We start from the raw sequence: 24,167 nt of genomic DNA, 5'->3' as shown, positions 1-24,167 counted from the left end.
TTCTGAGGTGATTCCATTGGGGAGTTATTGAAATATAAAATTGGAAAAATCGCCGAGTTGGCAGGGGTTAGTAAAAGGACAGTTGATTATTACACAAATTTGGGCCTGTTAGAGCCTGTAAGATCAGAAAGGAACTATAGGTATTATTCTGAAGAATCCTTGATTAGGCTTAAATTAATTGAAGGTTTGAAAGAGAAAAGGTTAACATTGGAGGAGATTAAGGAGCGTTTGAGTCTCCTGGATGGCAATTTGGGGGAAGCAAGGAAAGGGAACAAAGGCAGGCCAAATGATATTGATTCCATAATAGAGCAAGTCAAACAGTTTGAAAACCAACTTACCCAGCTGCAGCCTGCCGTGGTATCCAGCCTGGGGCCGGAGCAAGCTGCTGTGTTGACTAAACAAATGTTTCTGCAAAGTATTATGATAGTCAATTCTTTATTGATGTATATTAATGATTTAATGCCCTAGATAAACCTCCTTTTTTGTATAAATGCAATTTGAAAGGAATGTGCTAGATAGCATAGTATCTTACGGCAGGCCCGGCTTCGGCGGCTTTATCGGCGGCATGGTGATGGGCCTGCTGGGCGCAGCAATGCTGGCCGAATTTTAGTAATTTAAAAACTATTAGAGGTGGAGGTCTAAATGAACACCATAAAAGTATGGTTATTGATGGGTACGCTTTCTGTTCTGCTTGTGTTAATGGGCAATGCCATTTGCGGCCGCTCCGGAGCAATGCTGTTTTTCCTGATAGCAATGGGGATGAATTTCTTCGGCTACTTTTACAGCGATAAAATTGCCATAAAAATGACTCGCTCATATCCGGTTTCTGAGGCAGAGGCTCCTGATCTTTATGATATAGTAAAGAAACTATCGCAGCGGGCAGGCATTCCTATGCCAAAGCTTTATGTAACGCCATCCCACCAGCCCAACGCCTTTGCCACAGGCCGCAATCCCTCCCATGCGGCGGTAGCCGTTACGGAAGGCATCATGCATCTATTAAACCGTTCCGAGCTTGAAGGCGTGTTGGCTCATGAGCTTGCCCATATCAAAAACAGAGACGTCCTGGTAGGCACCATAGCCGCAGCCCTGGCCGGGGCCATAACCATGATGGCCAATATGCTGCAATGGGCTGCTATATTTGGCATGGGCGGAAGCAACGACGAAGACGAGGGTGGCGGTAGTATGGCAGGTGGCCTGATCATGGCCATCATCGCTCCCTTAGCAGCCACGATTATTCAGTTGGCCATCTCCCGTTCCAGGGAATACATGGCCGATGCAACCGGCGCCAGTATAGCCGGATCACCCGCCGGCCTGGCGAATGCGCTTCTAAAATTAGAGTCAGGAGCACACCGCATACCAATGCAGGTTAATCCCGCCGCTTCACACCTTTTTATCGTGAATCCGTTTTCAGGTGCTTCTCTGATGAAGCTTTTCAGCACGCACCCGCCCATTCAGGAAAGGGTAGAGAGGCTCCGGAGAATAAGTCTGTAAGTAATAAGAATAATTTATCTGTAACTACAATATAAATTAATCAGTTATTGATTAATTTATAAGGGAGTGGTTTCTTTTTTATGGACCCAGCGGACCCTAGCAGGTTAAAGAATGGTGTTTTATCTAATCTAGGTCTGTTTATCGTTAAAGGTTCGGTTGCGTTATCTTGCGGCAGTGCGGCAATATATGCTTCTACCCTGTATTCCTTAAGCAACACTTTAAATGACGTTTTTTCCCTGCTTGGACTAAAAATGGCCTCCCGTCCGGCGGATGCCGAACATCCTTTTGGATACGGCAAAGAGTTATATTTTTGGTCATTCATTGCCGCGGTGTTTATGCTGGGTTTTGCCAGTATGGGCGCTGTCGGCAGGGGTCTTAAACAAATTAAAGAACAGTATGTGATAACTTCAGACATTTTACCGGTTTTAGCCCTGGCAATAGCTTTTCTCTATGAGTGTTTTCTTCTCAAATCAGCACTTGCCCGCAGTGTGCCTAAAGAGGTTCAAGATAGTGATTACATACTGAAAAACTATATCCGTTTGTTTAAAAGAAATACCAACCCCACCAATCAGATAATGGTCCTGCAAAGCACTGCAGCAGTAATCGGAACCGGGGTGTCTCTCAGTGCAACGCTTATTGCCAGTTGGACAGGCAGCTATCTGTTTGACGGACTTGCTTCAATCTGTGTGGGACTTCTGTGCGGCAGTATGGCCTTGATACTTGCTTTCCAGTTAAAAGAGCTGATCATTGGCTGCTCAGCCTGTCCGGATACTGTACGGTTAATTAATAATCTGGCTATGCAGGTGCCCGGTGTGACAGATGTCCCTAAAATAAAAACCATGTTTATAGGATCTCATTCATTGTTGGTTAACATGGAGATCAAGGTAAAAAGCGGCCTTGATATAGAATCTATAGAGGATATTAATGACGAAATAGAAAAAATTATTAAAATTAATCTGGGTAGTGTCAGACACATTAATATTGAAACATTCGCAGACGATATGGTTCAGGATTGGAAAAGAAAAACCGATTTTTATTTTAAATCAAAAACTGTAAGTGAGGTTATGTAATTAAAGAACCTGCTTCTTTTGGAGCAGGTTCTTTCCCATGACGAAAGGCGGTGCCACTCCTTGCATTCTACGGGCTATAAAGCCTTATGGATTGCCTTATTTGCCAACCTGTCTGTTTTTTTAACAAAAGCTATTGCTGCCTGGGTCGGTAATAGTGCGGCCATGTTTTCTGAAGCTCTCCACTCGCTGTCGGACCTGGTTAACAGCATCTTCCTGCTCGTCGGCATGAAGCTGGCATCACGGCCGGCGGACATGGAGCACCCCTTCGGTTATGGTAAAGAAGTATACTTTTGGTCGTTTATTGCTTCAGTATTTATGTTTGGTGTCACCAGTATGGGTTCTATAACCAGAGGCTACCACCAGATAATTGACCCTCACCCCATTGAGGCTGTAGAACTCCTGGTCATCGCTTTATCCCTTGCTGCATTATTTGAAATGTACGCTGTCAGGGCGGCCATGAGTGCAGTTTTAAATGACGTCGGTGTACAAGCAAGAGGGTTCAAAGCCATAGCGGCTTCTTTTAAAAATATCAACAATGTGGCCAACCCGGCAGTGAAGTTTGTTTTTTATGAAGACTTTGCGGCTTTGGTTGGAGTAGTCATAGCATTGATTGCAGTAGCCATAAGCAAGGTTACAAATAACATAGTTTACGACGGTGCCGCCTCAATTATAATCGGAATCATATTGGGTGTAATGGGCGTCATGCTGGCCTATGAGAACAGGGATATGATTATCGGCAGGGCGGCTCACCCCAATATAGTAAGGAGAATCGGCGACATTGCCATGAGAGTTCCAGGCGTTACTGATGTCCAAGAGATAAAAACAATGTATATTGGAGCCCATTCCCTGCTGGTTAACATGACCATAGAGACCAAGCCCAAGCTTAGCATTGAATATGCTGATGATATAGTTGCAGAGGTGGAAAAAAGGATTGTCAAAAGACTTAATATTGTAAAGGAAATCAATATAGAAGTTGTCGCTGACGACAAAATTTCCGACTGGCAGAAAAAAAGAACAGAACTGAATGAGCTGGATAAACATTAGTTTTATTTTTTCCGCCGGGGTGTTATTTTTCTGATAAAGAAAGGTTGAACTGTTTCCTGCGGTAGTATAATATATGAGTCAGTTAGTTTATCAACATTTTATGCTCTCAAGGGGCGATTGTTTTGGAACTATCCAGGCGGCAAAATGCTATTTTAGAGATCGTTAAAAGCATGGGGCCGATCACCGGCGAACAGATTGCCGAAAAGCTTTCTCTGACCAGGGCTACCTTAAGGCCGGATTTGGCTATCTTGACCATGTCAGGACTGCTTGAGGCGCGTCCCAGAGTCGGGTATTTTCATAGCGGCAAGTTTCCGCACCAAATTGTGGCAAAAAAGATCCAAAGCTTACTTGTTGCCGATATTAAATCGGTACCCATTGTCGTGTCGGAAAAATGCTCTGTTTATGACGCTGTGGTTACCATGTTCATTGAAGACGTCGGTACTCTCTTTGTGGTTAAAGAAGGGGGGCTGTTGGAGGGGGTTATATCCCGCAAGGACTTGCTTAAAACAACTCTTGGCGGTCAGGATATACAAAAACTGCCGGTTGGAGTGGTTATGACCCGGATGCCCAATGTACTGTTCACCCACACCGAAGAGTCAGTATGGTCAGCAGCCTGGAAATTGATAACTCATGAAGTTGACGCCCTGCCAGTCGTACGCAAGGTCGCTCAGCCGGACGGGAGCGACGGTTATGAGGTGGTTGGACGTTTGAGCAAGACTAACATTACAAGGCTTTTTGTAGAATTGGGAGAAGGAAATTAAGGAGGAGTTTACTATTTCCGCCGAGAATGATCTGAAAATGGTTATATATGCCGTATCTGACTCAGTGGGTGATACCGCCGAACTGGTGGCACGTGCGGCTGCCAGTCAATTCAATCAGGATGCAGTGGAAATTCGCCTGGTGCCCTATGTTAACGATCCCGGCGAGATACCGGAGATTGTCGAGGAGGCCAGTGTCTTCAATAGTTTGATTGCTTATACTCTGGTTCTTCCGGAGTTGCGTGGCGTTCTCGTCAGGGAAGCGGCAAAACACGGCGTCCCCACGTTGGATATCATGACCCCGATGATTGACGCCATATCAGCAATTATTCATCGTCCGCCGAAGCTTGAACCGGGACTGATTCGTAAAACAGACGAAGAATATTACCGTAAGGTTGAAGCCATTGAATTTGCCGTCAAATGTGACGACGGAAAGGACGCGCGGGGTATCACCAGGGCCGACCTGGTGGTGATTGGAGTTTCCCGCACCTCAAAGTCACCTCTTTGCATGTACCTGGCGCAAAAGCGGATCATGGCGGCAAACGTCCCCCTGGTTCCTGAAGTTTCACCGCCGGAAGAAATTTTCCGTTTGCCTCCCCACAAATTGATTGGGTTGAGTATCCAGCCTCAACAACTAAACGAAATACGGCGGGAGCGCTTAAAAACCCTCGGGATTACTTCCGGCGCCGATTATATTAGTATGGAGCGTATTCATAAAGAGCTGGAATACGCTGAAGGCATCATGAAAAAAACCGGCTGCACGGTTATAGACGTCACCAATAAAGCAGTGGAGGAAACAGCCAGCAAGGTCCTGGAAATATACTTCCGGGGAGAAAGATCTGTTGGATAAAAGTAAGCGGCTATTGCTTACCGCGATTTAATCGCCTTTGACATGATCAGTACGGCCAGTACTGAAAAAGCCGGTATAAACATCGAAAAGTAAGCTGGTAAAAGGAGATTGATTATGAGCCTCTCCCCATAAATCATTTCACCGGCGACCCAGGCGATGACAATACCGCCGATGTAAGTGATCCAGCTAAACCTGGACATCAGTGCGGCCAGTATCTGGCTGCCGGTCATTAACAGCGGCATGCTGAACAGCAGGCCGAGAAGCAACAGGAACAGGTTTCCGTGTGACGCTCCGGCCACGCCCAGGATATTATCCAAAGACATGATCATGTCGGCCAGGACGATCGTTTTGACGGCCCTGAACAAGTTCCTTTGGGGTGATACAACTGTACATTCGACATCGTCTTCCACCAGGAGTTTAACGGCAATCCAGAGTAGCGCCAGGCCGCCGAACAATTGCAGCAAAGGTACTTGTACCAGACTGATCGCAGCTATGCAAGTGAAAAACACCCGCAGTAAAATAGCAGCCAGAGCGCCTAAAATAACTGCTCTTTTCCTGTTGCGGGTGTCCAGGTTCCTGGTAGCCATGCCGATAACGACAGCATTGTCCCCGCTCAAAACCAGATCTATCACAATGATTTGCAGCAGTGACATTATAAACGTGAGGTCGCCGAACAATTGCATGATTTTCTACCCCCGGCCTGAATAATCTATAAACAACATAATCATGTAGTACAATTTATATTCCAAAATTCTATATATCTTGTTTAATTCCCATATATCATGGGAATTTTATTTTTATGGATAAAATATATGTTAACTAATATTTCCGACTATTTTTATTAGATATTGTTTGGAATCTTTTTTGCGTGATAGAATAATATCGCATAAAGGGGTGATTATGCCAGCAAGGCAGTGACCCTTTCAGGTAAATAAATATGTGAGAGGGGAGATAAAAGTTTTAAATGTGGGGCGGCGCATCCTTCGGCACCTGCATGCGCTTTTGCGGCGACGACACCTGGGAAAGACTCAAAGAAATCAGACAGCGAGTTTAGAATACTATTAGCGGCCTTTAAATACACCGGTTGTCCGGTGGGTTCGTTTGAAAAATCTTCTTCATGGAACGGAGATTCAGCATGTATAAAAACAAGGCGGTAACACAATGGGTTGAAGAAATGGCCAAGCTCACCAAACCGGACAAAATTGTCTGGCTTGACGGGTCTGACGAAGAAAGAATCAGATTGACCCAGGAAGCTGTCAGCACAGGGGAAATAAAATATCTGAATCAAGAAAAATATCCTGGTTGTTTATTTCACAGAACAGCGAAAAATGACGTTGCCAGAGTGGAGCACCTTACCTTTATTTGTTCCAGGAATAAAGAAGATGCCGGGCCTACTAACAACTGGATGGCGCCGGAAGAAGCCTACGAAAAGGCGGGGAGGATCTTTGACGGCTCCATGCGGGGGAGAACTATGTATGTTATACCCTATATTATGGGTCCAATGGGTTCACCTTTCAGTAAAGTTGGTATAGAATTAACTGATAGTATTTATGTGGTTTTAAATATGAGAATTATGACAACGATGGGTAAAGCAGCGATGGAACAGCTTGGGGATTCCGGCTCCTTTGTCAAAGGACTTCACTCAAAAGCCGATCTGAATCCTGAAAGACGTTATATTATGCACTTCCCTGAGGATAACACCATTTGGAGTGTCGGTTCCGGATACGGCGGCAATGTGCTTTTGGGGAAAAAATGCTTTTCTCTGCGCATAGCGAGCAATATGGCGCGGCATGAAGGCTGGCTGGCCGAACACATGTTGATCCTCGGTGTGGAAAACCCGCAGGGTAAAGTATCCTATGTCGCTGCGGCTTTCCCAAGCGCCTGCGGAAAAACTAATCTGGCGATGCTTGTCCCCCCTCCGGCTCTAAAAGGTTATAAAACCTGGACGGTTGGCGACGACATCGCGTGGATGCGGATTGGGGAAGATGGCCGATTGTGGGCTATGAATCCCGAAACAGGTTTTTTCGGAGTTGTACCTGGAACAAGTTCAAAAACTAACCCGAATGCTCTGATTGCCGCCTCGAAAAACACTATATACACAAACGTGCTTGAGGGACCTGACGGTACTATATGGTGGGAGGGGCTGGATCAGGAGCCGCCGGCGTACGGGATAGACTGGAAGGGCGATCCCTGGACGCCTGACAGCGGAACCGTCGGAGCGCATCCGAACTCCCGTTTCACTGCTCCCGCCAGCCAGTGCCCTTCAATTTCGCCAGAGTGGCGAAATCCGGAGGGAGTGCCAATCACCGCGTTGATCTTTGGCGGACGGCGGGCTAAAGTCGCTCCCCTGGTTTACCAGTCATTTGACTGGCAGCACGGGGTGTTCGTAGGCGCTACCATCGCCTCGGAAACTACCGCGGCCGATACGGGAGAAGTTGGCGTCGTGCGCCGTGACCCCATGGCTATGCTCCCTTTCTGCGGCTACCACATGGGCGACTATTGGCGCCACTGGCTGGAAATGGGTAAAAGGATCCCCTGCCCGCCAAAGATTTTCCACGTTAACTGGTTCCGCACAAATAAACAAGGTAAATTCCTCTGGCCCGGGTTTGGTGAAAACTTACGGGTATTAAACTGGATAATATCCCGTTGTGAAGGTGAAAGCGAGGCCGTCAAGACTCCTATTGGCTATATTCCGACAGTTGACGCTCTCAACCTGGAAGGATTGGATTTACCTGCCGGGACCATTGAATCCCTGTTAAGTGTTGACCGGGAAGTTTGGAAAGAAGAATTAAACGGACAGTTGCCCTTTCTGGAAAAAATCGGAGATAAATTGCCGAAGGAAATAATGGATGAACATAATGCGGTTTTAAACAGACTAAATTAAATTAGATAAGTTGAAAAAATCTTAGCATAGTGCTATTGTGAGGATGTAAAAGGAGAGGCAAGCTTTTCAAATATATAATTCAGGAGGGAAAGCCGTGAGTAACAAGTACGTTTATCTTTTTGAGGAAGGAAATTCGGAAATGAAAATGCTGCTTGGCGGAAAAGGAGCCAATATGGCCGAGATGACCAATATTGGGCTGCCTGTGCCGCCAGGTATGATTATCACTACCGAAGCATGCCGGGATTTTACCGCCCAGGGGCAGAAATTTCCCGCCGGCCTGGAAGATGAAGTGAAAGAGAAAATAAAACTGCTTGAGGCCAAGTTGGGTAAGAAATTCGGTGATGAAAGCAACCCGCTCTTGGTTTCGGTTCGTTCCGGGGCTCCCGTCTCCATGCCGGGCATGATGGATACCGTGTTGAACTTGGGGCTAAATGACCGTACGGTGGAAGTCCTTGCCAATGTCACCAACAACGAACGTTTTGCCATGGATTGCTACCGCCGTTTTATCACCATGTTTGGCGACGTGGTTATGGGCGTGGAGCACCATAAGTTTGAAAGCATCCTTGAGGCGCAGAAGAAAAAAACCGATGTGCGTTTTGATCATGAGCTTTCAGCGGCAGACTTGCGGGAAGTCATAGCTGACTACAAAAAGTTGATCCAAAAAGAAGCCGGGCGCTCATTTCCGCAAGAACCGATTGAACAGCTGTTTATGTCTGTATTCGCGGTCTTTAACTCGTGGAATAATGACCGGGCCATTGTTTACCGGAAGCTGAACAAGATCCCCGACGATTTCGGCACCGCCGTAAATATCCAGGCGATGGTTTTCGGCAATATGGGCGATGACTGCGGTACCGGTGTGGCCTTTACCCGCAACCCGTCCACCGGGGAGAAGAAGCTTTACGGTGAATACTTGATCAACGCGCAGGGTGAGGATGTGGTGGCCGGCATTCGCACTCCCCAGCCGATTGCCGCGCTGGAGAACGATATGCCGGAAATTTACCGGCAGTTTGCCGACACCTGCAAGCTGCTGGAAAAACACTACCGGAACATGCAGGATATCGAGTTCACTGTTGAACGCGGCAAGCTGTGGATTCTGCAAACCCGGAACGGCAAGCGCACGGCTCCTGCCGCGATAAAAGTCGCCGTGGATATGGTCGAAGAAGGTCTGATTACGAAGGAAGACGCGGTATTGCGCGTGGAGGCGGGACAACTTGACCAGTTGCTGCACCGCCGCATTGATCCAAGCGCTAAATTAGATGTGGTAACCAAGGGGTTGCCGGCTTCCCCCGGCGCGGCCTCGGGCGCGGTGGTCTTTGACGCGGAACTGGCCGAAGAACTGGCAAAGACGGGCAAAAAGCTGCTATTAGTGCGCACCGAGACAACTCCCGATGACATTCACGGGATCGTAGCTTCACAAGGGGTGCTGACTTCCAGGGGCGGTATGACCAGCCACGCCGCAGTGGTTGCCCGCGGGATGGGCAAGCCTTGCGTCTGCGGCTGCGAAGCGATGCGGATCGATTATGACAATAAGGTGTTTACTATCAGCGATTTAAAGATAAAAGAAGGGGATATCGTATCAATCGACGGATCTAACGGCAACGTTATGCTTGGTGAAGTGCCGATGATCGACCCGGAACTTTCTTCGGAGTTCCAGAAGATATTGGAATGGGCGGACGAAATTCGCACACTTGGCGTAAGGGCTAACGCGGACAACCCGGAAGACGCCGCCAAATCGCGCGAGTTCGGGGCGGCCGGCATTGGTCTATGCCGTACCGAGCATATGTTCATGGCGCAAGACCGCCTGCCGATCGTTCAAGAAATGATTCTCGCCTCCAGCCTGGAAGAACGGCAAGTTGCGCTGGCCAAGCTGCTGCCGATGCAGCAGGGTGATTTTTACGGGATTTTAAAAGCAATGGACGGATTTCCGGTGACCATCCGCTTCCTTGACCCCCCGCTGCACGAGTTCCTGCCCAACGCTGAGGAATTGATGGTTGAAATAACCACCCTGCGGCTTACTAACGGCGATAAACGTGAAATTGACGAGAAAGAGGAACTTCTGAGCAAAGTGCGGGCGCTTTCCGAGTTTAACCCGATGCTGGGTCACCGGGGCTGCCGCCTTGGCATCACTTTCCCGGAAGTTTACGCGATGCAGGCCAGGGCTGTGCTGCAAGCTGCCGCCCAGTTGATCAAAGAAGGGTACAATCCTGTTCCGGAAATTGAAATACCCCTGGTTATCGATGTGAAAGAACTGGCTTACTTGCGGGAACTCGTCATTAATGTCGGTGAAGAAGTCATGAAAGAAACCGGGGTGAAAATTCATTACACAATCGGTACTATGATTGAAGTGCCCAGGGCGGCGCTGTTGGCTGACGACGTGGCCACTCAAGCGGAGTTCTTCTCCTTTGGCACTAATGACCTGACCCAGACCACTTTGGGATTCTCCAGGGATGATGCGGAGGGGAAATTTATCCCTGCATATCTGGAAAAGAAAATTTTTGCCGACAGCCCGTTTGTTGTACTGGATCGTATGGGTGTGGGCAAACTGATGAAGATGGCGGTGGAGCTGGGACGCTCCACTAAACCTGATCTGCTGATCGGTATCTGCGGGGAACACGGCGGCGAGCCTAGCTCAATTGAGTTCTGTCATCTCGTAGGGCTTAATTTTGTGAGTTGCTCACCTTTCCGGGTGCCTATTGCAAGACTGGCGGCTGCCCAAGCCAAGGTTAACAATATGCCCGGCGCGAAGAAGGATTTTGGTACATTATAGACGGCGTTTCCGTAGCGTCAATATTGGCGCATGACCGCTCTATATGCCCATAGGCAAGTTTGTACACTTTACTAAATTTGAATGACAAAATATTAAGGGAGACTGTAAAGGTCTCCCTTAGCGCTAATCTGCTATTTGTTTTCTTTTCCCGTTTTTTCCTTGTTATTCACTTTAGGTTTAGAGCCCACAATGACAACTTTATCTTCAGACGGGTAGTCGTCGCTTGAGATCTGCGTTCTGGACTCAACATGGTTATTAATAATTGATTCGCGGTATACCCATGCCTTATATCCTGCTTTGCCGTAATCTTTAATTTTGGTTTCACCTTCTGGAAGCGTGTTGTCTTCGTATGTTACAACATTTGGACTGACTACACTATAATCCGAGGTGATCCTGACTGAGTGTCCGTCTTTATTTCCGGCGCCAAAAATACGTGTCGAGAGTTTTCCGTATTCAGCCGTACTGGAGATATAGATCGCTGTATCTAGATTATTAATAAATTTTAGGTCCAAATAATCTCCGGCTATGGTGGCGTCTCGTCCAATAGGAACATAAGTCACCGGGCTCGGGTGCGGATAACGCTCAAGAATTGTCAGATCTGCAAGTAGTGCCGCATTATAAAGAGTGGTGGCAACTTGGCACACCCCTCCCCCGATGTCCTGGGCAAGCTGGTTATCAATAAATGCGGGGGCTAATAAATACCCTCTTTCCGCCAAGCGGGGACCCAAACGCCGGTTTAATGAGAATATCTCTCCTGGTTTTAGCAAGGCGCCGTTTATCGCTGTGCTGGCCAGGGAAATATTATGTGACCTGTTCCAGGCGCTGTCATCAAAGTAGGTAATGTATTCAGACTGTAACGCGTGGATTTCTTCCAGCGCGCCGGAAGTAACCCCCGGTTCCAGGATGCGTCCGACCGCGTTAACGGATAAACTTCCCCCCGCCAGCGCCAGACGGGCATGGTCCATAGTTTTTTCAAAATCAAGATGGTATCCTTTTTTTTCAGGAACAATTACTACTTTGCCATTCAAAAGTTTGATTTCCGCGTCCTTAGGCAATGTTTCCCATGCCTTTTGGATACTCTTGAGCCTGTCAGCCAGTTTTTCTTCGGAGAAAGTAATTTTAACCTCCATATCGACCGGCTTTGCCCTGAGACGCAGATCAGATATCAACTGGTTAAGAGGATTGCTCTTTTTACCGTACGCGAGTGCTTCCCCTGCGGTCGATAAGTAATCATAACTTCCGTCGATGTCGGATAAGTTAATTGAGCAGCTTGTTTCTTCATTACTGATTACAAAGGTGTTATCCAATGATCGTGGTACTGTGCTTTCCAGCTTTGTTGTGGCCTCGGCAAGGTTTAAACCACCGACCTGAATGCCTTTAACAGTAACACCTTGTTGGATTACTTCCGAATGCCTGTTATCCAGGATCGCAGCCGCTCCAATTACACTCGCGCCGGATTGGAACAAAAGAACCATTGACAGGAGTAAAGCTTTTTTAAAAAGCGGCATTTTCTCCCCCAGCGTTTAATCGCGTATATTCAAAGTTAGTTGGATATACCGATCGGTAGCCTTAGCGTGTTCAATTATTTCATTGGTGACTGTGTCACCTTCCTCGGCAACGACCTCACCGTTTTCGGCAACGATTTTCATGATTACTTTTTTACCAATGAGATATTTCCGCTGTTGTTCTTCAAAGTGTTTCAAAGCATCTGCCGGCTGTTTTTCATTTTTTGCAACATTTGGCGATTCCTGTGTTATGGCGGGAATGTCGGCAACCGGCGCGTCTGTTTTAATCTCTAAATCGTCACTGTTTATTGCTTCCTGGCGGTCAGTTGGAATATTATCTTCAATAACGTCTTCAATTTCCTCTATGTCAGCAACCAGCACGTTCTCTATGCCTTCTTCAACTACTAGAAAATCGTGGCCAAAAGTAAGGATGGATTTTCTTGGAATTATCCCGTCTGGCTTTTCACTATGAGTAAGAGTTAACTGGCAACCCATAATTCCACCGTTATTTTCGTTGATAATAAAATCACTGACAGTGCCCACCAAACGGCCTTTTTTGCTTAAAACCTTTATACCAGGCAGGCTGAGGTCTTTTTTGAGTAATTCGATAACTTCGGGAGAATCTGCCACCGCTGATAGAAAAGAACGGTTCTCTATAGTCAGCCCAAACTCTCCAATGCCTTGTACCGATTCAAAAGGAATTGTTTTCAGACCTAGATACCATGCTGCATCTTCGACTAGCAGAGAGCTTACTTTCCCTAGTTCCGGGTTTAAAACCAAATGCTTAACTATACCTATTTGTTTGCCCTCTTCGATACTGAGAACCGGTAGCCCTAAAACCTGCTGACTGTTTTTCAACTATCCTGCCTCCTTGGTTAAGTTTGTTAATCTTGCGGACGTTTCAATACTTGCTTTCATTTTTATTAAATTGGGTACCTTTGAATAAGGAGCGTTAGACATTTTTGTAGTCCTCAGAAGTTCAATAAGCGTATCTAAATATATCTTCTGGTTCTTTAGCTTTTGCTTTAAAGAAAAATCATGAATCAAGTCTTCCTGCTCTAAAACTGAATTAATAATCATTTCTGCCTGGAAGTACTGGCCTAGTTCCTGGTAGACTGTAGCTATCTCCATAGCCAGAGCTGTTAACACTTGCTGCCCTTGATTTAATTGGAAAGCTTTCAAAAAATAATTCACCGCACCGTTCAGGTCGCCCCTGGCTTTAGCTTCAAAACCTGCTGATATATAGTCATTTATTATGCCATCGTTGATTGTTGCAGCCGGAGCTTCCATTTTTATATCTGCGTTGTTCTTTGTATCCGCGTTATTCTCCAGGGAGGCGACAACTTGCTTAAAATAATCTGGTTCAGGTGCTTCGTCCCCGGCGACATCCACAGCATCAGGGGTAACATCCGCGGCGGCGGGCGGGAGTTCAATATCAGGCACGGCATCCGCGGGAAGAACCGGCTGCGCGGTTAGGGTAACCGGCAGATCAGGGATAAAGTCAGGGACCGGCTGTTCAAGTTCGACTTCAGATGTTTCGTCTCCGGCGACGTCCACAGCATCAGGGGTAACATCCGCGGCGGCGAGCGGGAGTTCAATATCAGGCACGGCATCCACGGGAAGAATCGGCTGCGCGGTTAGGGTAACCGGCAGATCAGGGATAAAATCAGGGACCGGCTGTTCAAGTTCGACTTCAGATGTTTCGTCTCCGGCGACATCCACAGCATCAGGCGTAACATCTGCGGCGGCGAGCGGGAGTTCAATATCAGGCACGGCATCCACGGGAAGAACCGGCTGCGCGGTTAGGGTAACCGGCAGATCAGGTATAAAGTCAAGGACCGGCTGTTCGATATCGGCTTCAGTTTGGTCGTCCCCGGCGACATCCACAGCATCAGGGGTAACATCTGCGGCGGCGAGCGGGAGAAAGCTATTAATGGTCGTTGCTTCACCTGTCGATAAAGAGGAGGCAAAGTCACTTGCCGATTTGGGAACTTCAGATTCCAAATCCGCCACGTTTGCCGGGATAGTATTGATTTTCTTGGAGAATCTGCTCTCAATATAACTCAAAGCGATTGCGGAAAACGCAATTAACCCCAGGTAAATCCCCAGCACCTTGTCCATAGTGAGTTTAGAAATAGCTTCGGGGAAAGTAGCCCCCAGTATGAAGGAAATTGCCACAGTGCAGTAAATGATTCGGGTGCTAAGGGGAATACTTTTTATCACTAGTTGAATAAAGACTAATAAGGCAAGGCTTATGGCAAGTAGTATAATCAGATATTCTTGCATGATTTCACCTCAGGTCTTCTGAAACAATTATCAAATTAATTCGACAATAAATCAAGTATTAATTGTATATTTAACAATAACTTTTTAAAAAATATATAGATTAAATTTTCTTGTCGCTAGGGAGGAGTTTATGGGCGTTGATGGCGAATTATCATTTTTATTATTGAACTTATTTGCGGGGTGATTACTTTACGGCAGATGAGATTATTTGTGGCGGTTAATTTTTCTGATGAGGCAAGAAAAAAAATAGGGTCCTTGATCAGAGAACTCCGGGAACTTCCGTCTGATGTAAAGTGGGTTGATGACGCAAATCTTCATCTTACTATCCAGTTTCTCGGAAACGTCCCGGAAGATCAAGTTCCTGATATTGTTAACGTTTTGAAACATTCTGTCGCCGGAATTTATCACTTTAAACTTGATCTGGGCGGAGTGGGCGCTTTCCCATCAACGCAACGGCCAAGGACATTCTGGATGGGGGTCTCAGGGGATACCGCAGTATTGTTCCGTTTGCAGCGTCAGATTCAAGAGGGACTCAGTAAGATTGGCTTTAAACCGGAAAAGCGACGGTTTTCTCCTCACCTTACATTGGGTAGAGTTCGTTCCGCCATTGGTTTCACGGATGTGCTAAAAAAAGCGGAAACACTCGCGAGGGAAAAAGTTAGTACAGAAAAAATAGGCTCAATAGACTTGATGTTAAGTGAGCTAAGTCCAAAGGGACCAAATTATTTTATCTTGTCCAAGATTCAACTGCCGGGTTTAAAGTCAGAAGTCAGAATTCAGTAGTCAGAATGTAAATACGGCTTTTCAGATTTCAAAGACCTCCACTTTCATAAAGGAAAGGGGACACACCTCTCTATAAAGCCTTACTTTGGGGTCAGAGGAATGTCCCCAATTATGTGACTTTGGGGTCGGAGGAATATCCCCAACGAATGGGGTTACCGGTTTCAGACTTCGGTGGGGGGGGAATCCCTCAACCAAGCCCCTGAGTTTAGCGGAAGCTAAACGAATTACTGTCTCGAAGTATTCTGATTTCTGACTTCTGAATTCCGAATTCCTCAAAATAGGTAGGTGTCAAATGTTCGATATCCGTCTGCGTGCCGAAGAAGCTGAACGCCGGATCTTAGCTCCCCGCGCAAGTTTTAGCAATGCAACCCGGGGCAGGCTCAGACTGGAAGCGGAATGTACCGTTCGTACCGCTTTTCAACGTGATCGCGACCGCATTATCCACTCAAAAAGTTTCAGGCGTCTTAAACATAAAACACAAGTATTTACCATACCTGAAGGAGATCACTACCGGACAAGACTTACTCATACTCTTGAAGTTGCTCAGATTGCCCGCACTATTGCGCGTGCGCTGAGACTGAATGAGGATCTGACCGAAGCGATCGCCCTGGGACACGATTTGGGGCATACTCCTTTTGGACATGCCGGGGAAGAAGCATTGAACGAGGTGTTTGAACCTGGTTTCAAGCACAATGAGCAAAGCCTCAGGGTTGTCGACGTGCTGGAAGGGGGCAGTGGCCTGAATCTAACTTTTGAGGTGCGGGACGGTATCTTAAACCACACCGGACCGGTCAGACCGGCAACTTTAGAAGGCCAGATTGTAAAAATCGCCGACCGTGTCGCCTATATTAATCACGATATAGATGATGCTTTGCGCGGGGGAGTCCTGACAAAAGAACAACTTCCCCGCGAATGTCTTGAAGTTTTAGGTAATGAACACCGGGAGCGGATTAATAACATGGTTCTGGACTTGATATATACCAACTGGGACAATGCGGGAGGAATTGTTATGAGCCCAGCTGTACAGGCAGCGACCGACACTCTGAGAGATTTTCTTTTTCAGCGTGTTTATATCGGTTCAGAGGCCAAGCGTGAGGAAGCTAAAGCCCGCCATGTTGTTAAACGTTTATTTAAGCATTTCCAGGAAAATGAAGGGTTTTTACCAGGTGAATACCTTGAGCGGACAAATTTCAACGATAACAATAGGGCAATTTGTGATTATATCGCGGGTATGACAGACAGATATGCAATACGGGTATATCAGAAATACTTTTTGCCGGTGCCATGGGTTGAATGATCATGGTGACTCATTATTACACAATGTGGTAATAATATTCGGAGTTGATATAACATAATGAAAAAATATCACAATACAGGCAGGGAAATCTTAAGTTATCACGAATATTTTTTACAATAGCAGTTTTTCATGGGTTAATAACAGCTAGTGGGAAAAGTAGTAAATTTATTACCAGATAACTTATCAATTATGCGGTTTTAGAAGGTGGTCAGGGTGGGCTTAATTCCTGATGATGTAATTGAGACAGTCCGCCTGCGATCAGACATCGTTGAGGTGGTATCCCGTCACGTACAACTAAAGAAAAAAGGGAAATATTATACTGGTTTCTGCCCTTTTCATCAGGAGCGTTCACCTTCGTTTACCGTTACTCCTGATAAGCAGATTTTCCATTGTTTCGGCTGCAATGCAGGTGGCAATGTTTTTAAATTTCTAATGTTGATAGAAAACATGACCTTTATTGAAGCAGTCAAGACCCTGGCGCAACAAGCGGGAATAAGCCTTCCTTCTGATGAAAGCCCGGTTGAACAGGAAAAGCGGCAAAAATTAGCTCAACTACGGCATATTAATAGCTTGGCTAACGATTATTTTCGTAATGTTTTCAAATATCATAACACAGCGGCCAGAGCCAGATTATATTTAGCCGAACGTGGGCTTTCTCAAGAGACGCTGGAAAATTTTCAAGTGGGATTCGCTCTTCCGAATTGGGATTCCCTCTTGAAGTTTATGAATAAGCAGGGCTACCGGCCCCAAGCGGTAGCGGAAGCCGGGCTGGCACTGAAAAACGAGAACGGGAGATATTATGATCGCTTTCGTGAACGCGTTATATTTCCAATTTGGGACGTGACCGGCAGGGTTATTGGGTTTGGCGGGCGCGTAATTAATGATACTACTCCTAAGTATTTGAATTCACCGGAGACTGTTTTATTCAGTAAGGGCCATCTCCTTTACGGCCTCCACCTGGCAAGGCGGTCTATCAAGGAAAAAGGCTACGTTATTATTATGGAAGGATATATGGATGTAGTTACTGCCCATCGTTATGGAATAACGAACGCGGTCGCTTCGCTGGGTACCAGTCTAACCAGGGAACAGGGCAGGCTAATAATTAATTACAGCCGCAATGTGGTGATCGCTTATGATTCCGATGCCGCCGGCGTGGCTGCCACTTTAAGGGGCTTGGAGTTGCTGCAGGAAATCGGTTGTCAGGTACGTGTAGTGAACATCCCGGATGGGAAAGATCCTGACGACTTTTTGCGGCGACATGGGTACCAAGCTTGGGAAAATTTAATTGAGCAGGCGCTTTCATTAATTGAATACAGACTGCGGCAGGCAATTGGTAATAAGCCGGTGAGGACTGTTTCCGGGAAACTGGAAGTTATGCGGCAGGTGTTTCCAAGTATCGCAGGAATTAAGAGCGATATTGAAAGAGAAGAGAGTTTAAAGATCATATCACGTTTTCTAAGTTCGAGTCCTGAAGCGGTTACAGCTGAATTTAAGAGATTTGAAGCAAATTTGGGAAAAAAATGGACAAATCCGGATAATATTGTTAAAACTAAGCATAATATAATAATAAATAAGGAAAATAAACTTAACTCCAGGGAGAAAGCGGAGATTGGTCTATTAAAACTGGTTTTGGAAGATCCGTCTATAGTGGAAATTATTTTTTCAGAGCTCGGAGAGGAACCTTTTAGAAACACGAGTCATAAAAATATATTTAAACAATTTTTAATGATATTAAAAGAGCCGTATTACCAGCCGGCTAAAATTTTTAATCATCTTAAGGATGATGAACAAACCTTGTTGAGTCAATTTCTAACCCATGATATCCCCGGTGAAAACCGGGCTCAGATAATGAAGGACTATTTAGAGTCAATTCATCGTTGCAACAGGCAAGAGCGCAGGGAGACACTCATAAAGGAGATAGGTGACGCGGAAAGGTCAGGGGACCATGAATTGTACGGTCATCTATGGCGTGAGTATATAATTTTAAGGGGAATTTCTGAGGCTGAACGGGTAGGCAATCATGATCGCGTTGATAATTTGTTGCAAGAATATCAGCAATTTTTAAAGACAGATACTTGGAAGCACCCTAGAGAGGGGAGTGAAGGCGCTGAGAGACGAAATTAAGAATGAGTGCATAAAGGAGCTAATTGAGAAAGGCAAAAAACGTGGTGTATTGACCTACAATGAGATTATGGACGGCCTCCAGGAAACTGATCTGTCTCCCGAGCAAATGGATGAATTTTACGTAAAACTAGCTAATATGGGCATAGAAGTTGTCGCTGAAACGCCGGAACTGGACTCGCTTGATGGCGCTGTAATGGAATCCCCTCCCGAAGAAGTGGAAGTTGATCTTTCGGTTCCTGAAGGTGTCGGAATCGATGATCCTGTTCGTATGTATCTCAAGGAGATTGGCCGTGTTCCGCTTTTGACGTCCGAAGAGGAAGTTGAGCTTGCCAAGCGCATGGAAAATGGAGATGAAGAAGCGAAACGCCGGTTGGCGGAAGCCAACTTGAGGCTGGTCGTCAGCATCGCGAAACGCTACGTGGGTAGAGGCATGTTATTCCTGGATTTGATTCAGGAAGGCAATCTGGGTTTAATTAAAGCGGTGGAAAAATTTGATTACCGTAAAGGATATAAATTCAGCACTTACGCTACCTGGTGGATTCGTCAGGCTATAACCAGGGCGATCGCTGATCAAGCCAGAACCATCAGAATACCTGTTCATATGGTTGAAACGATCAATAAATTAATAAGGGTGTCAAGACAGTTATTACAAGAATTGGGGCGTGATCCAAGCCCGGAGGAAATTGCCAAGGAAATGAATATTTCCGAGGACAAGGTGCGGGAAATTATTAAGATTGCCCAGGAGCCGGTATCGCTGGAAACGCCTATTGGGGAAGAAGAGGATTCCCATCTGGGTGATTTTATTGAAGATCACGAGGCAAGAGCGCCTGCCGAGGAAGCATCGTTTACCCTTTTGCGTGAACAATTGGACGAGGTGCTGAAGACGCTGACTGACCGCGAACAGAGAGTGTTGCGCTTGCGCTTTGGGCTTGATGACGGACGTGCGCGCACTCTTGAAGAAGTAGGCCAAAAGTTTGGTGTAACGCGTGAACGTATCAGGCAAATTGAAGCCAAGACCTTGCGTAAACTGCGCCACCCCAGCCGGAGTAAGAAACTGAAAGATTATCTTGATTAAATTATCGTTAGCAATATGTTGACGGACAGCACAAAATATCGTATAATGTTAACTACCGATGTTCCTCGATAGCTCAACGGTAGAGCAACCGGCTGTTAACCGGTAGGTTGTAGGTTCGAATCCTACTCGGGGAGCCATTTTTTGGGCCCATAGCTCAACGGTAGAGCATCCGGCTCATAACCGGCTGGTTCCAGGTTCGAATCCTGGTGGGCCCACCAAATAAATAGTAAGGGCGATTAGCTCAGCTGGGAGAGCGCCTGCCTTACAAGCAGGATGTCGGCGGTTCAAGCCCGTCATCGCCCACCAAGTTTAGGGTTTTGGTGATTAGCCAAAACCCTGTTTTGCAAATCAATTGCTAATCATAGATTGTTCTGGAAGGAAACCTTCCTCTTATTCGGGAAGGTTTCTTGCTTTTAGCAAATATTAGTGATGGGATTTCTAGCTTGTCTCGCGGAAGCGCTTCTTACATATTATCGCTGGCTTTTCTTGAGGTCCACATAGAGAGCGTTTTGATCAGTATTATACTCAGCGGGAAACTTCCCTGTTTTATTAATATTGAAGTAGTTGAAAAATCCCCTTGCAAATACTTTCGTTTTTTTGATCGTTTGTCCGCTTTCTGATGCCGAGATCCGGATAATGTTAGTGTCACGGTCATATGCCAATTCAATTTTATCAACGTTAAATTTTTCTCTTGCTACTTTGTTTATAACAATTGAGTTTTTTGAAAGTGAAACTAGAGCTTGTTTTTTAGCTCTTTCACCACGTGGTTTATAAATTTCGAATGTCACTGTTATTTACCTCCATTTAATTCATATATGCTGTGATTATATCTTATAAAAAAAATCGTTTCAAGGTAGCATCGTACTATTAACCAATAACAGCCCCAAATCGTATAAAAAAGGTAGTACCGCTAGGTCCAGTTTCGATATCTATAGTAGCATTATGTCTGTCAGCGATGCTGTAGCAAACGGCAAGACCCAAACCAGTACCGGTATCTTTAGTTGTGAAAAAGGGAGTACCGATCTTTTCAAGTACTTCAGTCTTGATTCCGGAACCATGATCCTGCACTGATAAAATAACAGTATCACCATCGATGAACGTTTTTATGAGCAATTTTCCACCAGGTGACATTGCTTCAAGCCCGTTGCGGACAAGGTTGAGAATTAGTTGGCGAATTTCTTTTTCATCCAAAAGCAGGTCCGGAATTTCCGCCAGTTTCACTTCTATATATTTGTCAGCGTTAATGGCATCTGCCTGAATTAACGGAAATAGAGTTTGTACCAACTGATTGAGGTTCATTAATTTTAAATCAACCGGTTTGTTCTTGGCTATCGAAAGGTACTCGGTAATAATTGAATTTGCCCGATCAAGTTCCTCGATCATAAGACCAAAGTATTTGTGATTAACATTTTCCTTCTTACTGCTCAGCATTTGAAGGAAACCACGCACGGTGGTCATGGGATTTCTGATTTCGTGGCCAATTCCTGCAGCCATTTCCCCAACCAGATTCAGACGTTCTAAGCGGGCCATTTCTTTTTCAACCTGCTTGCGCTCTGTTATATCGTTTATTGTGACAAGAATGCATTGCTTTCCACTCAGCTCAATGGTATCCGCTGATAACAATCCCATTCGAATTTCACCTGATTTAATACGGAAGTTTAGTTCCAGGTTATGAATAACTCCATGTTCCAGAACCAAATCCACTATTTTAGCACGATCCTCTGGATTCGCATAAACATTCAAATCTATTGTTGTACGGCCGATAATTTCCTGTCGTGAAAAACCGAAAACGTTAATAAAACTGTTGTTTACATCAATATACCGTCCATCTGAGAGAACATTGATAGCCATTGGGTTTGGACCAGCATTAAAAGCCTTGGAGAAACGTTCCTTTGACAAACGTAACATCCTTTCAGTTCGTTTGTGCCATGTGATATCAAGACAGTTTGCAAGTATTGCGGGTTTTCCATAATACTGAATAGGGGCAACCGTCTCCATGATCCATCTTGTTTTCCCATCTTTTCTTAAGATTCTATAAACATAAGGTCCGTAACGTTTTCCTTTTAGCATCTTAATGGCATTTTCCCTGACTGTTTTTCTGTCATCAGTAATGACCAATTCCAAAGAATACATACCGATCAATTCTTCGTCACTGTAATCGGTATATTTTTGGAATCGGGGATTAACGAACTGGAACTTTCCGTTTTGTAAAATATAGATACCAACCGGCGAACTATTGGTTAAAGTTTTGAACAAATTCTCAGCCTGTTTGCGCTTGGTAATATCAATGCCCAATTCGAGTACTAAAGGGGAACCGTCAATATCGGTGAATGGGTAATCATATATCTGATAAGTATCTCCGTCAAGACTGGTCAATTCCCACTCTTTAGGTGCATTTGTATCAAAAACATTAAAAGTCTGACATCCCTTACAAGGTACATTTATATTGCGGTAAATCTCGAAACAAGTCCTTCCGTCCGGTTTACCAAAACGACCTTGAAAATAACGATTGGCAAAGGGAATTGAATAATCCGGAGCAATAAGACAGACATAAGCTGGTAGACTGTCCAATAGAGTGAAAAGCCTTTTTCGTTCAGCCTCAATTAATTCCTTTTGTTGTTTGCGCTCGGTAATGTCTGTAGCAATTTCTAGTTTAACCATTCTGCCATCTATCCATCGGATTACGCGGTCACGACATTCATACCATTTCCCGTTGCGTGTGTTTTGAACTTCCCATTTATATATACCAGTGGATTCACATTCATTGGTGAGCGACTTATTATTACAGAAATCACATGGTCCGGATTGTCCAGTTTGAATAGATTGCCAACAGATTTCTCCCTCAGCAGCACCCAAATATTCTCTAGTATACTCATTGGTAAAAAGAATCTCATAGGTCTCCATATCTGCAACATAAACTCCTGCGTCAAGGCTATCTAACACTGTCACAAATCTATTATGAGATTCTTTTAGCGCTTTCTCTGCCCGCTTGCGCTCAGTGATATCACGAGTGACTATCTGCACTGACAACTTACCACCATGGAATGAAATAGGAGTTATAGCTGATTCGATATGCACATCATCCCCATTAGAATTAATTAACTTCCCTTCAGAAAAAGGTAAAGTTACTCCTTTATCCTTTATTTGCCTCCATCGTTCCTGAGCAGTTTCTCTATAGTCCGGATGAATAAAATCCATCACGGATTTTCCAATAAGTTCGTTGGTACTCTTTGCACCGACAAGCTCTGCTCCCACTTTGTTAGAAAAGCTAATTATGCCTTCAGTGTGAATGATTATAGCATCGGGTGAAAGTTCTACCAGTTGCCGGTAACGCTCTTCGCTCTCTCGTAAAGCTTCCTCTACCTGTTTTCGTTCTATAATTTCCTGTTGAAGACGTTCATTTGTTGTTGTTAGTTCAATGGTACGCTGTTTTACCAGTTCCTCAAGGTGGTTGCGGTACTCTATTACTTCCTCTTCTACTACATCTAAAAATTGCTGGTGGTTATTGAGTTGCTTTTCTTTGTTTAATTCTGTTTCCAAGCCATTGATTAATTTTCTTGATTCGGAAAGTTGTTTGCGCAGTTCAACTAACTCATTAATTAGCTGTTCTTGAGTTTTAATAGTGTCATCCATTATGTTCACCTCAGATGATGTTTTGATACTCTTTTTTGACAAAATTCGATAAATCTCTCCAAAAAACATGTTGTCCAGTTGATTATAAAAAACCTAACTGGACAATTAGAAAAGTTAATTAAATTATTTAAACAATTAGTTTTAAATAAATACGACATCATTAATGATTTTCCTTTGGTGATTAGTGGAAATTGGCATTAATTTGTTGAACGTGAAATGGTAATTAATAATTTATATGCTCACGTGTTACAAGAGGCACTTCAGTTTTAATTTAACCGGTTTCCAACATTTCCAAAAAATTTTGTACAATATGCGGGTCAAATTGAGTGCCGGAACACCTTCTTAACTCAGCGATGGCTTCCCCTTGATTCATAGCTTTTCTATAAGGGCGATCACTGGTCATAGCGTCATAAGCATCGACAACAGCAAGAATCCTGCATTCCAAGGGAATCTCTTCACCACGCAAACCTAAGTGCGTATTCCGGTTTATCCGGACAGCGAATCCGGGAACATCCGGACACCGTTCCGGAAACATCCGGACAGTGATTCCGGAGGCATCCGGACACCGCTTGTCGGTTGTTTGATTTTACAGTAATGCAT

At 45.2% G+C, this 24,167-nt stretch carries 18 protein-coding genes, 3 tRNA genes and 1 pseudogene; 15 read left to right on the top strand and 7 right to left on the bottom strand.

What is annotated here, in order from left to right; translation table 11 throughout:
- Nucleotides 1-27 precede the first annotated feature (27 nt).
- The 6 genes from L7E55_RS13080 to L7E55_RS13055 all read left to right on the top strand — a co-directional run bounded on the left by L7E55_RS13080 (nucleotide 28) and on the right by L7E55_RS13055 (nucleotide 5,213).
- Nucleotides 28-468, top strand: a complete 441-nt coding sequence (locus tag L7E55_RS13080; protein ID WP_277444725.1) for a MerR family transcriptional regulator — start codon at nucleotides 28-30, stop codon at nucleotides 466-468.
- A 174-nt stretch (nucleotides 469-642) separates the two neighbouring features.
- The gene (locus L7E55_RS13075) at nucleotides 643-1,491 is read left to right on the top strand and encodes a zinc metalloprotease HtpX (RefSeq protein WP_240082297.1); all 849 of its coding nucleotides are present in this window, start codon (nucleotides 643-645) and stop codon (nucleotides 1,489-1,491) included.
- Nucleotides 1,492-1,571: 80 nt separating this feature from the next.
- Nucleotides 1,572-2,561 carry a cation diffusion facilitator family transporter gene (locus L7E55_RS13070; protein ID WP_240082298.1) on the top strand — a complete coding sequence of 330 codons (990 nt, stop codon included), beginning with the start codon at nucleotides 1,572-1,574 and terminating at the stop codon, nucleotides 2,559-2,561.
- 60 nt (nucleotides 2,562-2,621) lie between these two features.
- Nucleotides 2,622-3,605: a cation diffusion facilitator family transporter gene (locus tag L7E55_RS13065; RefSeq protein ID WP_240082299.1), complete on the top strand. Its 984-nt coding sequence runs from the start codon at nucleotides 2,622-2,624 to the stop codon at nucleotides 3,603-3,605.
- 122 nt (nucleotides 3,606-3,727) lie between these two features.
- A complete protein-coding gene (ccpN, locus tag L7E55_RS13060) occupies nucleotides 3,728-4,366 on the top strand; it encodes a transcriptional regulator CcpN (protein ID WP_277444724.1) in 639 nt (212 codons plus the stop codon).
- Between the two features lie 37 nt (nucleotides 4,367-4,403).
- Complete coding sequence (locus tag L7E55_RS13055) at nucleotides 4,404-5,213, top strand: pyruvate, water dikinase regulatory protein (RefSeq protein ID WP_277444723.1); 810 nt, start codon at nucleotides 4,404-4,406, stop codon at nucleotides 5,211-5,213.
- A 17-nt stretch (nucleotides 5,214-5,230) separates the two neighbouring features.
- Here L7E55_RS13055 and L7E55_RS13050 read toward each other — a convergent pair whose 3' ends face one another.
- A complete protein-coding gene (locus tag L7E55_RS13050) occupies nucleotides 5,231-5,896 on the bottom strand; it encodes a TerC family protein (protein WP_277444721.1) in 666 nt (221 codons plus the stop codon).
- Between the two features lie 452 nt (nucleotides 5,897-6,348).
- On the opposite strand from L7E55_RS13050, the gene L7E55_RS13045 reads away from it, so the two are divergent.
- Nucleotides 6,349-8,097: a phosphoenolpyruvate carboxykinase (GTP) gene (locus tag L7E55_RS13045; protein WP_277444720.1), complete on the top strand. Its 1,749-nt coding sequence runs from the start codon at nucleotides 6,349-6,351 to the stop codon at nucleotides 8,095-8,097.
- 94 nt (nucleotides 8,098-8,191) lie between these two features.
- Nucleotides 8,192-10,864 (top strand): pyruvate, phosphate dikinase, encoded by a 2,673-nt coding sequence (ppdK, locus tag L7E55_RS13040; RefSeq protein ID WP_277444719.1) that lies wholly within the window; start codon nucleotides 8,192-8,194, stop codon nucleotides 10,862-10,864.
- 131 nt (nucleotides 10,865-10,995) lie between these two features.
- On the opposite strand, the gene L7E55_RS13035 is transcribed toward ppdK, so the two are convergent.
- From L7E55_RS13035 to L7E55_RS13025, 3 genes are read right to left on the bottom strand one after another with little or no spacing between them, the layout of a single operon-like run.
- Complete coding sequence (locus tag L7E55_RS13035) at nucleotides 10,996-12,372, bottom strand: VanW family protein (protein WP_277444718.1); 1,377 nt, start codon at nucleotides 12,370-12,372, stop codon at nucleotides 10,996-10,998.
- Nucleotides 12,373-12,387: 15 nt separating this feature from the next.
- Entirely contained in the window at nucleotides 12,388-13,227 is an 840-nt protein-coding gene (locus L7E55_RS13030) for a PRC-barrel domain-containing protein (RefSeq protein WP_277444717.1), read from the bottom strand.
- Nucleotides 13,228-14,655, bottom strand: a complete 1,428-nt coding sequence (locus L7E55_RS13025; protein WP_277444716.1) for a hypothetical protein — start codon at nucleotides 14,653-14,655, stop codon at nucleotides 13,228-13,230.
- 198 nt (nucleotides 14,656-14,853) lie between these two features.
- Between L7E55_RS13025 and thpR the strand changes: the two genes are divergently transcribed.
- The 7 genes from thpR (at nucleotide 14,854) to L7E55_RS12990 (ending at nucleotide 20,240) form a co-directional block, all read left to right on the top strand.
- Complete coding sequence (gene thpR, locus L7E55_RS13020) at nucleotides 14,854-15,438, top strand: RNA 2',3'-cyclic phosphodiesterase (protein WP_277444715.1); 585 nt, start codon at nucleotides 14,854-14,856, stop codon at nucleotides 15,436-15,438.
- 292 nt (nucleotides 15,439-15,730) lie between these two features.
- Nucleotides 15,731-16,735, top strand: a complete 1,005-nt coding sequence (locus L7E55_RS13015; RefSeq protein ID WP_277444714.1) for a deoxyguanosinetriphosphate triphosphohydrolase — start codon at nucleotides 15,731-15,733, stop codon at nucleotides 16,733-16,735.
- 213 nt (nucleotides 16,736-16,948) lie between these two features.
- On the top strand, nucleotides 16,949-18,859 hold the full coding sequence (gene dnaG, locus L7E55_RS13010) for a DNA primase (protein WP_277444713.1): 1,911 nt from the start codon (nucleotides 16,949-16,951) through the stop codon (nucleotides 18,857-18,859).
- Nucleotides 18,843-19,934: an RNA polymerase sigma factor RpoD gene (gene rpoD, locus L7E55_RS13005; RefSeq protein ID WP_277444749.1), complete on the top strand. Its 1,092-nt coding sequence runs from the start codon at nucleotides 18,843-18,845 to the stop codon at nucleotides 19,932-19,934. Before dnaG ends, rpoD begins: the two co-directional genes overlap by 17 nt.
- A gap of 62 nt (nucleotides 19,935-19,996) precedes the next feature.
- Nucleotides 19,997-20,071 (top strand) — tRNA-Asn (locus L7E55_RS13000).
- 6 nt (nucleotides 20,072-20,077) lie between these two features.
- Nucleotides 20,078-20,152, top strand: a tRNA-Ile gene (locus tag L7E55_RS12995).
- Between the two features lie 12 nt (nucleotides 20,153-20,164).
- Nucleotides 20,165-20,240: transfer RNA gene (locus L7E55_RS12990), tRNA-Val, on the top strand.
- Nucleotides 20,241-20,404: 164 nt separating this feature from the next.
- On the opposite strand, the gene L7E55_RS12985 is transcribed toward L7E55_RS12990, so the two are convergent.
- From L7E55_RS12985 to L7E55_RS12975, 3 genes and pseudogenes are all read right to left on the bottom strand, one after another.
- A complete protein-coding gene (locus tag L7E55_RS12985) occupies nucleotides 20,405-20,722 on the bottom strand; it encodes a hypothetical protein (RefSeq protein ID WP_277444712.1) in 318 nt (105 codons plus the stop codon).
- A gap of 79 nt (nucleotides 20,723-20,801) precedes the next feature.
- Nucleotides 20,802-23,567, bottom strand: a complete 2,766-nt coding sequence (locus tag L7E55_RS12980) for a PAS domain S-box protein (protein WP_277444711.1) — start codon at nucleotides 23,565-23,567, stop codon at nucleotides 20,802-20,804.
- 271 nt (nucleotides 23,568-23,838) lie between these two features.
- A pseudogene (locus L7E55_RS12975) lies at nucleotides 23,839-24,039 on the bottom strand (HD-GYP domain-containing protein); the annotation flags it as partial.
- Nucleotides 24,040-24,167: the final 128 nt, after the last annotated feature.

Origin of the sequence: Pelotomaculum isophthalicicum JI, from assembly GCF_029478095.1 — a bacterium.
Classification (GTDB): Bacteria; Bacillota; Desulfotomaculia; order Desulfotomaculales; family Pelotomaculaceae; genus Pelotomaculum_D; species Pelotomaculum_D isophthalicicum.
The sequence above is the reverse complement of the archived record's forward strand: the minus strand, read 5'-3'. Positions and strand labels throughout refer to the sequence as shown.

What these genes read in the sequence shown, in the direction of transcription:
- L7E55_RS13075 (WP_240082297.1), top strand. Translation starts at nt 643, where the DNA reads ATGAACACCATAAAAGTATGGTTATTGATGGGTACGCTTTCTGTTCTG.
- L7E55_RS13070 (WP_240082298.1), top strand. Translation starts at nt 1,572, where the DNA reads ATGGACCCAGCGGACCCTAGCAGGTTAAAGAATGGTGTTTTATCTAAT.
- L7E55_RS13055 (WP_277444723.1), top strand. Translation starts at nt 4,404, where the DNA reads ATGGTTATATATGCCGTATCTGACTCAGTGGGTGATACCGCCGAACTG.
- L7E55_RS13050 (WP_277444721.1), bottom strand. Translation starts at nt 5,896, where the DNA reads ATGCAATTGTTCGGCGACCTCACGTTTATAATGTCACTGCTGCAAATC.
- L7E55_RS13045 (WP_277444720.1), top strand. Translation starts at nt 6,349, where the DNA reads ATGTATAAAAACAAGGCGGTAACACAATGGGTTGAAGAAATGGCCAAG.
- L7E55_RS13035 (WP_277444718.1), bottom strand. Translation starts at nt 12,372, where the DNA reads ATGCCGCTTTTTAAAAAAGCTTTACTCCTGTCAATGGTTCTTTTGTTC.
- L7E55_RS13025 (WP_277444716.1), bottom strand. Translation starts at nt 14,655, where the DNA reads ATGCAAGAATATCTGATTATACTACTTGCCATAAGCCTTGCCTTATTA.
- thpR (WP_277444715.1), top strand. Translation starts at nt 14,854, where the DNA reads ATGAGATTATTTGTGGCGGTTAATTTTTCTGATGAGGCAAGAAAAAAA.
- L7E55_RS13015 (WP_277444714.1), top strand. Translation starts at nt 15,731, where the DNA reads ATGTTCGATATCCGTCTGCGTGCCGAAGAAGCTGAACGCCGGATCTTA.
- L7E55_RS12980 (WP_277444711.1), bottom strand. Translation starts at nt 23,567, where the DNA reads ATGGATGACACTATTAAAACTCAAGAACAGCTAATTAATGAGTTAGTT.